Genomic DNA, 15,892 nt, shown 5'->3' with positions numbered 1-15,892 from the left:
ATTTCCCTCAGGGATGGGGATAGGGGGATAGTATTCAAGGCTCCCAAAGCCGCTCAAACACTCAAAAAACACCGAGAAAGATACAAGAACCTTTGAGCGGCGCATTGCGCAATAGTCTCAAGGATAGGCAGCCTGCCAAGATATAAATCCCGACAGACTGCCTATCTAGTAATAATGGATTGAGAGATAACTAACCTCTATATTGGCTCCAGTCTACATCTCGCATATCGCCCGTCTCAGCAATCTGCTTATGGAACGCAAAGCAAGCATCTAGACACTGAGGTGTCTGACCATTGACGCCTAGCTCTAGATACTGACGCAGTAGAGGGCGGTAGTCTGGGTGTACGCAGTTCTCGATGATCTCTTCGGCTCTCTGGCGCGGACTCTTGCCTCGTAGGTCGGCCACTCCGTACTCCGTCACAAAGATCTTGACGGAGTGCTCGCTGTGATCATGATGAGATACCATAGGTACGAAAGCACTGATCTTGCCGTCCTTGGCTGTCGATGGGGTCGTAAAGATAGATAGATAGCCGCTGCGAGTGAAGTCTCCAGAGCCACCCAAACCATTCATCATACGTGTACCATTAACATGGGTCGAATTGACATTGCCAAAGATATCTGCCTCAAGAGCTGTATTGATCGTGATAATACCCAAGCGGCGCACGACTTCTGGATTGTTGGAGTACTCCTGAGGGCGCAGAAGTAGCTTATCCTTGAAGAAGTCTAGGTTGGCATAGATGTCTTGAATCACTGGGCGACTCACAGAAAGCGAGCAACCGCTAGCGAACTTGACACGACCCTTTTTCATCAAGCCAATCACCGCATCTTGAATTACCTCCGTATAGACATTGAAAGCAGGGATACTAGGATTATCTCCTAGGGCACCGAGCACGGCGTTAGCAACATTACCGACACCACTCTGTAGGGGCAAGAACTCTGCGGGGATACGCCCTGCCTCAATCTCGCTCACGAGGAACTTGGCTACATTGTCGCCAATAGCCTTGGTTACCTCGTCCAGTGGAGCAAATTCGCTCTCATCGTTGGGCTCGCTAGTGCGTACTACCCCCACGATCTTGGCTGGGTCTACCTTGACGAAAGGCTGACCAACACGGTCGTCTGGTTTATTAATGCCCAAATCTTGACGGTAGGGAGGATCTAGTGGCTCGCACAAGTCATGGATACCACGGATCTCCTTGGGGTGACGATCATTGAGCTCAACGATGATCTTGTCTGCCATACGGCAGATTGTAGGTAAGATACCCACACCGCTAGTAGGCACAATCTCGCCGTCCTCAGTAACGTCTGCTGCTTCTACGATGGCCACATTGACTGGGCCGAGGAAGCCGTATCGCATCTCTTGGGCAAGCATAGAGAGGTGCATGTCGAAATAAGGAGCTTCTGCGGCATTGATTGCATTGCGCATATCCTTATTCGACTGGTAAGGAGTGCGGAACTTAACCGCACCAGCTCGAGCAAGAGCACCATCGAGATGAGGGCCTGTGCTTGCCCCGGTAAACATGCCGATCTTGAACTCTCGTCCAGCGGCATGCTCTGCCTGTGCTCGCTTAGCCAGAGCCTCGGGTACTACCTTGGGACAGCCTGCAGGCGTGAACCCACTAAAGCCAACGTTGTCGTTGTGCTGTACAACTGCTGCAGCCTCTTCTGCAGTGATAAATTTCAAAGCCATAGCAATACTATAATAATAAGTAATCTATATATCCTCGGTGCTCGCAGACCCAACCCCTCGTTTCCGATCCCTTCGTTATATACTATCGAAACTATATTAACCAAACCACCGATAAGAAACTCCTAGAGGCAAGTCCGTAAGTTTTATTAATTTTATGCCGTCAAAATTAAGTATTTTATCTCGTAACAGAGCAGGGCTGTAAGGAATATTTGAGGCAGTTGGTTAATTACTTCATACTAGGTGTAGAGATACATAAAAAAAGCGGAGCAAACTTCCCAGCTTGCTCCAACCTATTTAACCAAAACCTTAACTATGAAAAATCTTACATTTTCCTAGCACAAATATAGGAAGAATATTTTTGTTCTGCAAAAGTTTTGAGAAAATTCATCTAACTAAACGTTTTACTCTTATGAATCAAACCCAGACTCCGGACTCTAAATCCGATCAGTCTAAGACGGAAAAAAGTCTTTTTATCGAGACTTACGGCTGCCAAATGAATGTGGCAGACAGCGAAGTGGTGGCTAGCATCATGCAGATGGACGGGTTCTACCTAACCGAGCATGCCGAAACGGCCGATGCTGTCTTGATCAATACCTGCTCTGTACGGGACAATGCCGAGCAGAAAGTACTCAACCGCATCGAGTACTACAATGCTATCCGTCGCAAGCACAAACGCAATATGATACTCGGGATCCTAGGCTGTATGGCCGAGCGTGTACGAGAAGAGCTGATAGACAAGCACGGAGTAGACCTCGTCGTAGGGCCAGACAGCTACCTTGATCTGCCAAATCTCATCGGCGCCGTAGAGCGTGGCGAGAAAGCTATCAACGTGGAGCTATCCACACAAGAGACCTATAAGGACGTGATGCCCCTAAAGATCGGCAGCGTGCACATCTCTGGCTTCGTGTCTATCATGCGTGGATGCAACAACTTCTGTACCTACTGCATCGTCCCCTACACAAGAGGGCGTGAGCGCAGCCGAGAGATCGAAAGCATACTGAGAGAGGTCAAGGACCTCGAAAGCAAAAATTACCGAGAAGTAACACTGCTGGGGCAGAACGTAAACTCCTATCGCTACGAGAGTGCAGAGCGCACATACGACTTTAGCGATCTATTGGCCGCAGTGGCCGAGGCAGTACCGGGTATGCGCATACGTTTTACTTCGCCTCACCCCAAAGATATGGACGACAAAGCAATTGCGACGATGGCCAAGTATCCCAACATCTGTCGTCATATCCACTTTCCTGCTCAGTCTGGTAGCAACCATATCCTCAAACTAATGAAGCGAGGCTACACACGTGAGTGGTACCTCAATCGTGTAGAAGCTATAAGAGCAGTGATGCCAGACTGTGCGATCAGCAGTGATCTATTTTGCGGCTTCCACGACGAGAGCGAGGAGGACTTCCAGAAGACACTACAGTTGATGCGAGAGGTTGGCTACGATGCCTCGTTCATGTTCAAGTACAGCGAGCGTCCCGGCACATACGCAGCCAAATATCTAGACGACAATGTACCCGAGGACGTCAAGCTACGCCGCCTAAGCGAGATGATAGATCTGCAAAATCAGCTATCACTCGAAAGCAATCAGAGGGATATTGGCAAGACCGTAGAGGTACTGGTAGAGGGCTTCAGCAAGCGTAGCCGCGAACATCTATTCGGGCGCACCCAGCAGAATAAAGTGGTAGTCTTCGACAAGCAAGGCTATCGAGTGGGACAGTATGTACAGGTCGTAGTAGAGTCGGCCACCTCGGCGACCCTAATGGGGAAGCCAGCGAAGCCTGCCGAGGGCTGGACGCCTGCTCCAGAGAACTAAACTCATATAGAATAAGTGTGCAGTATAACGATAAACAAATAGGAGATTGAGGCATGAAATGGCTTAGACACAATGACGACAACAGCAACTTCGAGGATCGAAGAGGTCGTCGCATCGGTGGTGGCAAGCTCGCCGTAGGAGGGATAGCTGGTATCGTCATCGTGATAGTATCCCTGCTGCTGGGCAAAGACCCGGGGCAGATGCTCCAAATGGCAGACTCTGTCGTAGGAGGCATGGGCAATGGTGGCTCACAGACCGAGGTCGTAGACCCCACGAGGGTAAACGAACACGAGGAGTGGAAAACCTTTACGTTAAGAGTCTTCAACAGCTGCAACGAAGTTTGGGAGCGCATCTTCACCCAAGAGTTGGGGCAGAGGTACGAGAAACCTACACTTGTAGCCTTTACCGACCAAACAACCTCGGCCTGCGGTGGCGCATCTAGCGCTATGGGCCCTTTCTACTGTCCTGCCGATAGCAAGGTCTACATCGACCTTAGTTTCTTCCGTGAGCTAGCAGAGCGTTTTCGAGCTCCGGGTGAATTGGCAATGGCCTACGTGACGGCCCACGAGGTGGGACATCATGTACAGCATCTACTGGGCATTACCGATAAGGTACACAGATTGCGTGGCCAGATAAGTGAGAAGGAATACAATGCTATGAGTGTTCGTTTAGAGCTGCAAGCAGATTTCTTCGGCGGATTGTGGGCACACTACGCCTCCCAAATGGGCATTATTGCTCTCGAGCAGGGGGATCTAGAGTCAGCTATACGAGCAGCTCAAGCCATTGGAGATGATGCACTGCAAAAAGCAGCTCAAGGCTATACTGTACCAGACTCGTTCACACACGGGACATCGGCTCAAAGAGCAAAATGGTTCAAACTCGGCTACACGACGGGCAACTTTGAGCTAGGAGATACTTTCGCCAGCAGAGATCTCTAGCCTAAGGGTAACGACAATGAATTAGGGGAAGGGGCTATGGCAGATTTGATTTTGCCATAGCCCCTTCTGGGTTCTTCAGAATGAGCAAAAACAAGGGTTGCATAGGTCGAGAGCAAGGAAGAGCTAGCTCTAGCTATGCCAAGGCAAGCAATGCTGCAATAGAGGGCGCTAGAGCCAAGACCTAAAGCGAAGTCCTTGCCCAGCTGGAGAATAATGACACACAGCTAGGGCGAGGAATCAATGCGCTTTCGCGAAGGCCCGATTTATATTTTGGGTCAAACTTGCGGATATTGGTGGGAAAACACGGCTGGGAGTAGATGAAAATATGCAAACCTCGTATTTGGCCCCTAGAAAGCTCTACACGGCACTCAACCTCGTTTTGGCACTTAGGACCTGACACACAAAAACAAGCATCTAAAACAAAGACTCAATAAAGCACTGTAAAACAAACATATAAAACATACACTTAAGTAATTCTACTTAAAAGAAGCCCGAATCTCAACATTTCTTCCCATCAATCTTACAGAATTGGTGGACACATCGCCCAAGACCAATCCATCAATCCTCAAAAATCAGCCCTTCAATTTTATTAGACAGCTCAATCAAACTTCGAGAATAGCTCATCTACTTTACCCAAAAACGAGGCAAAGCATTTACACATCTTAACGCAAAAGATTAAAAAGCGCTATCAAGAGATATCACACCAATAGCACACAACAACGATTACATACGAGAAGCCTTAGCTCGCTGACTGGGGACATCGCCAATTGCATATAAACAAGGAAAGAGTTACTTTCACATTCAAATTTTCCCAATCATAGTAACAACACAAGATGAACCTACAAACCGAACGCCTAATCTTAAGGCCTTGGCAAGAAAGTGATGCAGAAGCGCTCTATAAATATGCCCAAAACCACAACATCGGACCTGCTGCAGGCTGGCCTCCACACACAAGCATTGAGAATAGCCGTGAGATAATCAAAACTGTTTTGTCTGCCCCCAATACCTATGCAATTGTGATGAAAGAAACCGAGGAAGCAATCGGTAGCATTGGGATTATGACTCTAAGAAGCGAAGTTTATAGTGCGAACATGGCCAACGATGAGTGCGAAATCGGCTTCTGGATTGGAGAACCATTTTGGGGGCAGGGTCTAATCCCCGAAGCCGTCAATGAGCTCCTACGGCATATCTTTGAGGATCTAGGACAAACAGCTGTTTGGTGTGGTTACTTCGAAGGCAATACAAAATCCCAACGAGTACAAGAGAAGTGCGGTTTTACATATAGTCACACAGAGTACGATAGGGCAGTTCCATTAATCAACGACTTTCGTACTGAGCATTTCACCAAAATCACACTGCAAGACTGGATCGCCCAAAAGAATGCTGGTCTACGACCAAACGATGCGGTAACGCAGTAAAAACACCTAATCTGACAAAAGCCATAGTCTGAGTGGCAAACCTCCAACTCGGCCCTTGGCTTGGCGGAGAGTTTGGTGTATTTTTGTGGCTATAAATTAGCTTACAGCACATTTAGATGAATACATTCGGACGGATACTTAGGCTGACAACCTTCGGCGAATCCCACGGCGTAGCTATCGGGGGCGTTTTGGACGGAATGCCTGCTGGTCTATCGGTAGATTTCGAAGCCATACAAGCGGCTTTGGCGCGCCGCAGGCCCGGCCAGTCGTCCGTGAGCACCACACGCAGAGAAGAAGATCGTGTTGAGTTCCTCTCGGGTATCTTTAATGGTAAAACCCTCGGCACTCCCATTGGCTTCATTATCCGCAATCAAGATCAACGCTCGTCGGACTATGACGCCCTAGCCTCTGTATTTCGCCCCTCACACGCAGACTACACCTATCAAGCCAAGTACGGCATTCGTGATGCTAGAGGGGGAGGCAGAGCCTCGGCACGAGAAACGGCTATACGAGTGGTGGCTGGAGCTCTAGCCGCACAGCTACTCGCTACGCTAGGCGTCGAGGTACTGGCCTATACGAGCTCTATCGGAGGAGTTACCCTTACCCAAGGGTATCTAGACGAGATACAGAGAGCGGAGATAGAGGCTTCCATAGTTCGCTGCCCAGAGGTAGAGAAGAGCCGTCTGATGCAAGAGGAGATACACCGAGTGCAGGCCGATGGGGATAGCGTGGGAGGAGTAGTTAGCTGTATCGCACGAGGGCTACCCACTGGCTGGGGCGAACCCATCTACGACAAACTATCGGCTCGGCTGGCCTCTGCGATGCTCTCGATCAATGCTGCTCGAGCCTTTGAGCTAGGTAATGGCTGGGCAATGGCTAGCTCTAGAGGTAGCCTCGTCAATGATGAGATGACGACCGAGGGGGGTGTCATCAACCACCGCACCAATCACTCGGGTGGAGTCCTTGGGGGTATCAGCAACTCCGAGAGGCTTAGACTAAAGGTTGCCTTCAAGCCTACGGCTACGATCGCCAAGGAGCAAACCAGTGCTAATATCAATGCCGAGACGATTCGCCTAAGCGCAAGAGGCAGGCACGACCCCTGCGTCGTGCCTCGTGCTGTCCCCGTAGTAGAGGCTATGGTTTGCCTCGTATTGGCAGACTTCTACCTGCTCTCGAGATCATCGCAACCGATAGAGCTACACTAGGTATGGCCAATATAGTAGCACAAGAGAGCCTCAAGGGGACTATCGTTACTTATATAGGTGTAGCAGTTGGCTTTCTGACGACTTTCTTCATACTAACCAACTACCTCACACCAGAGGAAGTGGGGCTAACTCGCCTGCTTGTCGAGGTCGCTACCCTACTCTCGGGCTTTGGTCTTCTGGGGCTAACCACTTCAATCAGCCGCTTTTTCCCCTACTTCTATGACGAGGCTTCGCTCGGGGCTGGTCGGGGTAGCATCATACATCATGGGTTCTTTCGCCACATCAGCCTAGTGGCACTGCTAGGGTCGTGTATCACTCTACCTCTATACTACCTCTTGCGCAAGCCAATCACAGCCCTATTCGAGAGGAATAGTGCAATGTTCGTAGATTACTACTTATGGGTCATTCCCTTGACTCTACTACTTACACTCTGGACCATCTCGGAGTTGTACAGCATACAGCTACTCAAGCTATTCGTACCCAAAACTATACGTGAGCTCATACTCAGACTACTGCTCCTTACCTCCTACATCATCTATGCCCTAGGCTGGGTCAGCTTCCCCCAGTTTATCGGGTTGTTTGTACTGGCATACGGGCTAAGTATGCTCACAAGTCTAACCTATCTAAGTCGCCTAACGAGGCTCAACTTTCGGCATGACAAATCGTTCCTTACCCCAGAACTAAAGCGCACTTTCGGGCGATATACCTTATTGGCCTTCTTGGCCACTGTCGGCACTACTCTAGCAGGGCGTATGGATCTCCTTCTCCTAGCCTTCGTCGATCGGGACGGACTATCATCTGTGGCAGTATTCACCGTGGCCTTCTTCATGGTATCTATCGTTGAGGGTCCTACACGGGCAATCATCGGCATCGCCACTGCACGCATTGCCTCGGTCATGAAGCACAAGGACTATGCACGCACACGCCTCATCTACGAGCAAGTTTCGTTTTATCAGCTCCTGACAAGCCTCATCATCTTCCTTGGGATCTGGTGCAATATGGACAATATCTTGAGTATTATGCCAGCAGGAGCGAGCTATCTAGAGAGCAAAAACACGTTTCTCTTCCTCGGGTTGGCGAAGCTCGTAGAGGTTACCTTCACGGCGAGCCACCCTATCGTCAGTTGTTCCCCCTACTATCATTGGAATCTCTACTACACACTGTCGCTCATCATCGTCGCCCTTATAGCTAACCTCTTCCTCATTCCTATCTTCGGAACTATGGGCGCAGCGATGTCGACTCTCATCACAGCAATCGTGGGCTATGGCCTACAGCAAGGACTTCTAAGCTGGCGACTAGGTATCCACCCGCTCTCCAAGCGTATGTTGATTGTCCTGCCCATTACGCTGTCTATGCTGTTAGCCCACGAGCTACTGCCCGACCTTGGCTCTCCTTGGCTAGATATGGCACTACGCTCGGTCGTGCTGGGAGTGTCTGCCCTATTAGCTATCCTGCCCTTCGGGGTAATACCAGAGGTTAGAGAGTTCGTCCAAAACAAATACGGCTTGTGGCGATGAAGATATTGCTCATATCACGCACCCTAGAGGGCGGAGGAGCGGCTCACGCCTGTCGTAGGCTCTTCGAGGCACTATGCTCTGCTGGAGCTGATGTACGATTGCTCCTACTCAATGCTCCCAGCATCACGGACGATCGGATAGATTGGGTCAAGAAAAGCCTCTGGGATAGGCTTCGTGCTGACATCTACTTCGCAGGCGAACGGCTGGAGATACTCGCTCACAGCGGAGGGAGGCGGGAGCATCTATGGCGCATCTCCACAGCGAATATGGGCTTCGACGTGAGTGGACATCCGTGGGTAGACTGGGCTGATGTAGTGCATCTACATTGGATTAACCAAGGCTATCTAAGCCTCACAGGGCTTCGCAGACTTGCCCTATTGGGTAAGCCTATTGTGTGGACGCTACATGACCTATGGCCTGCCACTGGGCTATGTCACCTACCTCTATCTTTCGGGGAGAATACTCTGGCGCAATGCCACAGCTATACCACTGGCTGCGGAGCCTGTCCTCTACTATCATCTAATAGAAGGGGTGATCTATCGGCTCAAGTATGCAGGCGCAAAACCTTTCTCGCACGAAGTCCGTTTCACTACATCGCTGTTAGCCACCGAGAGGCCGAGCTATTCGGGCAGAGCTTCATAATGCACGGGAAGAGACCAATCGTCATCCCCCCTCCAATAGACCTAGAGAAGTATAGACAAGTGTCTGAGCTACCTACTCCATCTTGGTACGACCCTAGCCGTAAGTATCTATTGGTAGCAGCAGCTCGGCTCGATGATAGCGTCAAGGGCTTCGAGCTACTCAAAGAGGTTACCCAACAGCTGCGAATCATCGCTCCTGAGAAATGCAAGCATCTAACCCTACTACTAGTTGGCAGGATTAAGGCAGATTACAAAGGCGATGACTTTGGCATCGACACTCGCACGCTAGGTTCCATCAGTCAAGCTGAGCAGATGATACAGCTCTATCAACTCGCCGACCTCACTTTATCAACCTCGCTTTTCGAGAGTTTCGGACAGACCCTCACGGAGGCCTTAGCCTCTGGTTGCCCCGTGGTGAGCTTTAGGTCTTTTGGCCCCGAGGATATTATCCAAGACGGCAAGAATGGCTACCTCGTAGAGGCATACGATACGAAGGCGTTCGCCCAGCAAATACTCGCCGCTCTAGAGCCACACATACAGCGAGAGATGAGTCAAGAGGTTTGCCAAAGCAGCGTCGCCCACCTCTCCAGCCGATGTATCGCTAACGAACATCTAGAGTTCTATGGGCGATTTGCGGAGCCAATGGAGCTATAAAAGAAATAATTGTGTGATAGATGAAAGATTTAAGAAATAAAATCCTTACCTTTGCAGCCACGATCCGCAAGCGTCTTGCTCAGTGAGGCGGGAGCGGTATTAAGGTTTCATTATTAAATATAAAGAACGAATGTATCTAAATTCAGCTAAGAAGACTGAGCTCTTCGAGAAGTATGGCAAGAACGCCACTGACACAGGTAGCCCCGAGAGCCAAATCGCTCTATTCACCTTCCGTATCGCTCACCTAACAGAGCACCTGAAGAAGAATCACAAGGACTACAGCACTCAGCGCGCACTCAAGATGATCATCGGTAAGCGTCGTCGCATGCTCGACTACCTACTACACAATGATATCGAGCGTTATCGTGCTATTATCAAGGAGCTAGGTATTCGTCGCTAATCGTTTGAAATAACGATACACAAACCCCAAACGCAGGGAGAGGAGCCATCAGGCTCTTCTCCCTGTTTCTTTTACCAAGTAACCACTAGAGGCTACCTTAGTTTAGGTAGCCTCTAGCAAATCACAGAAAACACAAATCACTAGAGAACAGCATATTGCTAAAACAAGAGAAGGAAGCGCCCCAAATATCGCCACCAGCATTACTAACTAATTGGTAGCCTACTGGCCTCTATTTTAGCCTGATGTAGGTATTTCTAAGGCATATGTGATTGGCTAATTTTGCCTCCGAAATCTCTATTAATTTCATTGTAATGCTAAGAAAGAAAGTACTTTTTAAGTTGGGGATAGCCCTATTGATCGTCCTATCTGGGATATGGATTTGGGGGAAATTTGGCTCAACAACCAAAGTTGCGCTAGTCAACTTCCCGGGCTTCCAAGCCACGGGCATTGCACTATCCAACCAATCTAGCCATATCAAATACGAGCAGCTCAAACAAGAGGAGGTAGACAAATACGACGACTACGACTGCGTACTCGTCTTCGGTATGGGGCTGAATTGGTCGCAAGAGGAGTATGCCAAGATCACACAGATGACAGAGGAGGGCTTCCCGCTACAAGTCATCTATGCGACAACTCCAGAAAACAACATCATGGGGCTAGACTCCGTACAGGGAACCCGAATACTCGAATACCTAGACACAGGCAACAAGAAAAATTATCAAAATCTAGCCTACTACATTCGTAAATATGTAGACAAAAAGAAGTGGTTTGCTCCCGAACCAGAGGAGTGGATCGAGGGAGCAACCGACGTGTACTATCATCTCGATGAGCAAGTAGCCTGCAAGACGAAGGAGGAGTTCGATGCCTACCTACGCTCCAGCGGACACTACCACGAAGGGGCACCTAGCGTCATCATCGTCGGGGGATTTACAGACCCCTTTAGCGGAGCAAAGGAAAACTTGGATAGCTTGATCTCAAGCCTCGGCCAGTCGGGTCTGAACGTGTATCCAGTCACTTCCTTTAGCAAGAGGCTTGAGTTCATTCAAGAAGTCAAACCCGACATCATTCTATACCTTGCCCACGGCAGACTGCTTATGGGGCAAGGTGAGCGTGGCGTTGAGTACCTCAAGGAGCTCAATGCCCCAATGCTCACACCACTAGGGACGCTACAGAGCCGCAAGGAGTGGCGTGAAAATCCTATGGGCATGGTCGGTGGCTTTATGTCGCAGACCATCGTGATGCCCGAGTTGGACGGAGCCATCTATCCATATATGGTCTTCACTCAAGAAAAGAACGAAGATGGCTACGAGGTAGTCAAGGCAATGCCCGATAGACTGAAGGTATTCACATCGCTTGTTAATAAGTTCATCGCCCTGAAGAAGAAGCCCAATGCAGAGAAGAAGCTAGCGATCTACTTCTTCAAAGGTCCGGGACAAGAAACTCTAGCAGCTCAAGGGCTCGAAACCGCCCACTCCCTCTACAACACACTGCTGCGCCTCAAGCAAGAGGGGTATAATTTAGATGGTCTTCCCAGCAATGTGGCAGACTTCGAGCGTGATCTCGTAGCTCAGGGGCAGGTCTTCAAGCCGTATGCCGAGGGGCAGATGCGTCGGTTCGTCGATGAAGTGAGTCCAGAGCTTATCCCTGCCGATGAGTTGGCTCAGTGGATTGGCAGCGACTTGGATCCAGAGTTACAACAGCAACTAAAGCAGGACTACGGAGATGCCCCCGGAGTCTACATGACGCACGAAGAGAACGGCGTGCCTCATTTGATCGTATCACGCCTGCAATATGGCAATGTGGCCATACTACCTCAGCCCATGGCAGGGATCGGATCAGATAGCTTCGCCATCGCTCACGGCGCCAAAATGCCTCCCCCTTATCCATACGTAGGAGCTTATCTGTGGGCTCGTCACCGCTTCGAGGCCGATGCGATGATGCACTTCGGCACACACGGCTCGCTAGAGTTTACACCCAGCAAGCAAGTAGCACTCGGCACAACGGACTGGAGCGATCAGCTCGTAGGCGACACGCCACACTTCTACTACTACACTATTGGCAATATCGGAGAAAGCATGATGGCCAAACGCCGCTCGTATGCGACGACGATCTCCTACCTCACCCCTGCCTTCAACCCAAGTGGTGCGAGAGGCATCTACGCCGAGCTACAGACCGCTATCCGCAAGTACTTTGAAGCGAACTCTAGCGAAGCTAAAAAGTCACTATCACTAGGCGTCAAGAAGCATGCTATGGCACTAGGTATCCACCGAGAGCTTAGACTTGATAGCATACCCTCAAAGCCCTACACCGACGAGGAAATTGAGAAGATCGACAACTTCGCCGAAGAAATCTCGGCAGAGAAAGTCAATGCTTCCCTCTACACCACAGGAGTAGCCTACACGCCAGAGCGACTACGCTCTACGGTTATAGCCATGAGTGCAGACCCCATCGCCTATGCCAAGGCCAAGTTAGACGCCTATCGTGCAGGAGGTAAGGAAGACTTTACGAAGAATAAGCGTTCGTTCCACCAGAAGTATCTCGCCCCTGCGAATGCCTTGGTAGAGCAGATCCTAGCAGGTAAGGTAGCAGACGAAAACCTCGTACTCGCCTACTCGGGAGTATCGAAGGAGGAACTTGACCGAGCCAAAGAACTGACCGCTCCCAAGCAACGTCGTGGTATGATGGGCGGAAATAAGCCTAGCGCAGGCAAATCCCAAGTAGCCAAGAGCAACAAGAAAGCAAGCTCAGGTGGACATCCAGCTTGGATCCCCAAAATCGGCACTCGTCCCGAACATACCAAGAAGCCACAAGAGCAGGCCAAGCCACAAGAAGCCCACAAGACGGCCGATACTCACGGAGGCAAGAAGACCGACAGCACGCACAGCGCAGGAGCCAAGGTATCCGATATGATGGAAGCCCAGCGTGCTAGAGGCGAACAGCATGCCCAGATGCAAGCCGTGAGCAAGGAGGAGCTAGACAAGGCACACTTGATCCTAGAGGCGGAGCGTGCTATCCTCAACGTACAGAGATATAAGGAAGCACTCGCAGCCAGCCCAAAGCTCGAGCTAGACGGCATCGTCGATGCGCTCTCTGGGGGCTACATCGAGCCAAGCTCTGGGGGCGATGCCGTAGCCAACCCACAAGCCGTACCTACGGGGCGCAACCTATACTCTATCAGTGCCGAGTCTACCCCGAGCGAGCGAGCTTGGAATAAAGGCGTCCTACTCGTAGAGGAAACACTCAAGGACTACAAGAAGCGCCACGGCAAGTACCCAACCAAGGTAAGCTACACCTTCTGGAGCAGCGAATTTATCGAGAGCCAAGGTGCCTCAATCGCCCAAGTACTCTATATGCTCGGGGTCGAGCCAGTAAGAGATAGCTTCGGCCGTGTATCGGATCTGCGCCTTATCCCCGCCAAGGAGCTTGGCCGCCCTCGTATTGATGTGGTGATCCAGACCTCGGGGCAATTCCGTGACCTAGCCGCCTCTCGCCTGCAGCTCATCACCGAGGCCATAGAGCTAGCAGCCTCTGCCCCCAAGGAAGAGCAAGACAACTATGTAGCAGACGGAGCTATCAATACAGAGAAGGCTCTCGTAGATGCTGGTATGTCGCCCAAGGAAGCACGTGCACTCTCGACCAAGCGTATATTCGGCGGCATCAATGGTATGTACGGCACAGGTATCCAAGAGATGATTACCGCCGGCGACAAGTGGGAGAACGACAGCGAAATCGCCGAGGTCTACCTCAATAATATGGGAGCTTCCTACTCGACGATCGACGAATGGGGGCAGTTTAGCAAGCCTCTCTTCCGTGCCGCTCTAGCCAATACCGATGTGGTGGTACAGCCACGCCAGAGCAATACTTGGGGAGCCCTGAGCCTCGACCACGTATATGAGTTTATGGGCGGACTTAATCTGACCGTACGCAACGTGACGGGCAAAGATCCTGATGCGTACTTCGCAGACTATCGCAACCGCAATAACTTCCGTATGCAAGATCTCAAGGAAGCCATCGGAGTGGAGAGCCGAACAACGATCCTCAACCCTGCTTTCGTCAAAGAGATGATGCAGGGTGGAGCCTCTAGCCTTGGCCGTCTAACGGAAGTTGTGACCAATACATACGGCTGGGACGTAGCCAAGCCCGAGGTAATCGAGGACGCACTCTGGAGAGAGATCTACCAAATCTATGTGGAGGATAAGCTAGGTCTCGACATTCCCAAGACCTACGAGAACGTCAATCCTCGAGCCATGCAGGAGGTTACGGCCGTGATGCTCGAAACGATACGCAAAGGAATGTGGCAGGCGACCGAAGAGGAAGTCAAGCAACTCATCAAGACGCATACGGATCTGACCGAGAAATTCGGTGCTACCGGCGGAGGAATGGCCTCAAGCAACCAAAAGCTACAGCAATTCATCGCCCAGCGTCTGTCGCCTGAGCAAGCCAAGGTGTATCAGCAGAAGCAGCAGGCCCTCAGAGAAGCGACCGAGCAGACAAACAAAGATGGCGTCGTGATGAGCAAGAACGAACGCACGCTGGAGCAAGACGACAAGGGCTCTATGGGCTTCAATGGGTTCATCGTCGCAGGAGCATCTCTATTGATCTTCATCGCACTAGTTCTACTGCTGCGTCGTAAGCGCAAAAATCGCGAGTAATTAGGCGCAATAAACAGCCCTAAATTTCCGTATATGCGAAAATTTATCGGAGTATATACAAAAAATTATTTTCGTATATACGAAAATTTATACCAGTATATGCAGAAAATCCGAAGACTATAAACATTCATCAAAATAGTAGTTATCTCTCAAACATCAACAACGTAATGAAAAAGTTATTTCTAAGTCTGGCTCTAGTAGCCACAGGGGTATTCGCAGTATCTTGCGACAAGAAGAAAGACGAACCCAAGAAGCAGACAACCATGAAGGAGGTTAGCATCGACGCCACCGACTATGGCAAGTGGATGTATTTCTCACTCGAGCAAGGGAAGCTCGTTGAGGTAGCAGATCCTATGAACAGCAACGAATGGGATCTGGGCTTCCACTTTACCGATATCCGCACCAACAGCGGTGCTTCGGGCAAAGGACAAGGAGGAGCCTTCGCTACTGACCTCAAGGAAGTGACAGACGAACTAAAGACTCTGCCCAACGCCTCGGACTTCGTGGTGGACAAGGAAACCAAGATCATCACCCAAACTCACAACAAAAAGGGCGAACATGATATCAAGCAAGAGAAGGGCGGAGCCAATCCTCTACTGACGACCTTCCAAACCGTGAAGATCGGCCCAGACGGCAAGCCTGAACTTGGCCCCAACGGCCTACCCATCTTCATCAAGGGTACGCTTGGTGCCATTGACTTCTCTCACGGCAGAGGTGGTGCTAAGTTCACTCTGTCCAATAAGGTCTATCTCATTCGCACCGCAAAAGGCAAGTTTGTGAAGATCAAGATCGTGGACTACCGCAACGCTCACGCCAAGACTGTTCACGTTAAGATGCAATATGCTCCTCATCAGTAGCGTAAGACGAAGAAGAGATTAGGGAGGCGATAGTAGTCACCTCCCTAATCAAATAAGCATCTACACATTACCAACACCATATTTACCAAGAGGCTAGTTGATGAGTAACG

Annotated in this window: 10 protein-coding genes; 9 read left to right on the top strand and 1 reads right to left on the bottom strand. The window is 50.3% G+C overall.

Translation table 11 applies throughout. From position 1 onward, the window contains the following. Window positions 1–190: 190 nt before the first annotated feature. Window positions 191–1,687 carry an acetyl-CoA hydrolase/transferase family protein gene (locus tag HQ41_RS08305; RefSeq protein ID WP_044190378.1) on the bottom strand — a complete coding sequence of 499 codons (1,497 nt, stop codon included), beginning with the start codon at window positions 1,685–1,687 and terminating at the stop codon, window positions 191–193. 409 nt (window positions 1,688–2,096) lie between these two features. Between HQ41_RS08305 and miaB the strand changes: the two genes are divergently transcribed. The 9 genes from miaB (at window position 2,097) to HQ41_RS09405 (ending at window position 15,782) form a co-directional block, all read left to right on the top strand. Beyond that, the gene (gene miaB / locus HQ41_RS08300; protein WP_044190375.1) at window positions 2,097–3,500 is read left to right on the top strand and encodes a tRNA (N6-isopentenyl adenosine(37)-C2)-methylthiotransferase MiaB; all 1,404 of its coding nucleotides are present in this window, start codon (window positions 2,097–2,099) and stop codon (window positions 3,498–3,500) included. 53 nt (window positions 3,501–3,553) lie between these two features. After that, complete coding sequence (locus HQ41_RS08295; protein ID WP_044190372.1) at window positions 3,554–4,438, top strand: neutral zinc metallopeptidase; 885 nt, start codon at window positions 3,554–3,556, stop codon at window positions 4,436–4,438. A gap of 833 nt (window positions 4,439–5,271) precedes the next feature. Beyond that, the gene (locus HQ41_RS08290; RefSeq protein WP_044190369.1) at window positions 5,272–5,856 is read left to right on the top strand and encodes a GNAT family N-acetyltransferase; all 585 of its coding nucleotides are present in this window, start codon (window positions 5,272–5,274) and stop codon (window positions 5,854–5,856) included. A 116-nt stretch (window positions 5,857–5,972) separates the two neighbouring features. Continuing rightward, window positions 5,973–7,061, top strand: coding sequence for a chorismate synthase (gene aroC, locus HQ41_RS08285; protein ID WP_044190366.1), 1,089 nt, complete (start codon window positions 5,973–5,975; stop codon window positions 7,059–7,061). A gap of 2 nt (window positions 7,062–7,063) precedes the next feature. After that, a complete protein-coding gene (locus HQ41_RS08280) occupies window positions 7,064–8,578 on the top strand; it encodes an oligosaccharide flippase family protein (protein ID WP_044190363.1) in 1,515 nt (504 codons plus the stop codon). Continuing rightward, complete coding sequence (locus HQ41_RS08275) at window positions 8,575–9,873, top strand: glycosyltransferase (RefSeq protein WP_052405357.1); 1,299 nt, start codon at window positions 8,575–8,577, stop codon at window positions 9,871–9,873. Before HQ41_RS08280 ends, HQ41_RS08275 begins: the two co-directional genes overlap by 4 nt. A gap of 130 nt (window positions 9,874–10,003) precedes the next feature. Continuing rightward, a complete protein-coding gene (gene rpsO / locus HQ41_RS08270) occupies window positions 10,004–10,273 on the top strand; it encodes a 30S ribosomal protein S15 (protein WP_044190360.1) in 270 nt (89 codons plus the stop codon). A gap of 311 nt (window positions 10,274–10,584) precedes the next feature. Next, on the top strand, window positions 10,585–14,925 hold the full coding sequence (locus HQ41_RS08265; protein WP_044190357.1) for a cobaltochelatase subunit CobN: 4,341 nt from the start codon (window positions 10,585–10,587) through the stop codon (window positions 14,923–14,925). 167 nt (window positions 14,926–15,092) lie between these two features. Beyond that, window positions 15,093–15,782: an HmuY family protein gene (locus HQ41_RS09405; RefSeq protein ID WP_052405356.1), complete on the top strand. Its 690-nt coding sequence runs from the start codon at window positions 15,093–15,095 to the stop codon at window positions 15,780–15,782. The last annotated feature ends 110 nt before the right edge of the window (window positions 15,783–15,892 follow it).

The sequence above is a fragment of the Porphyromonas sp. COT-290 OH860 genome (genome assembly GCF_000768935.1).
GTDB lineage: Bacteria > Bacteroidota > Bacteroidia > Bacteroidales > Porphyromonadaceae > Porphyromonas.
The sequence above is the reverse complement of the archived record's forward strand: the minus strand, read 5'-3'. Positions and strand labels throughout refer to the sequence as shown.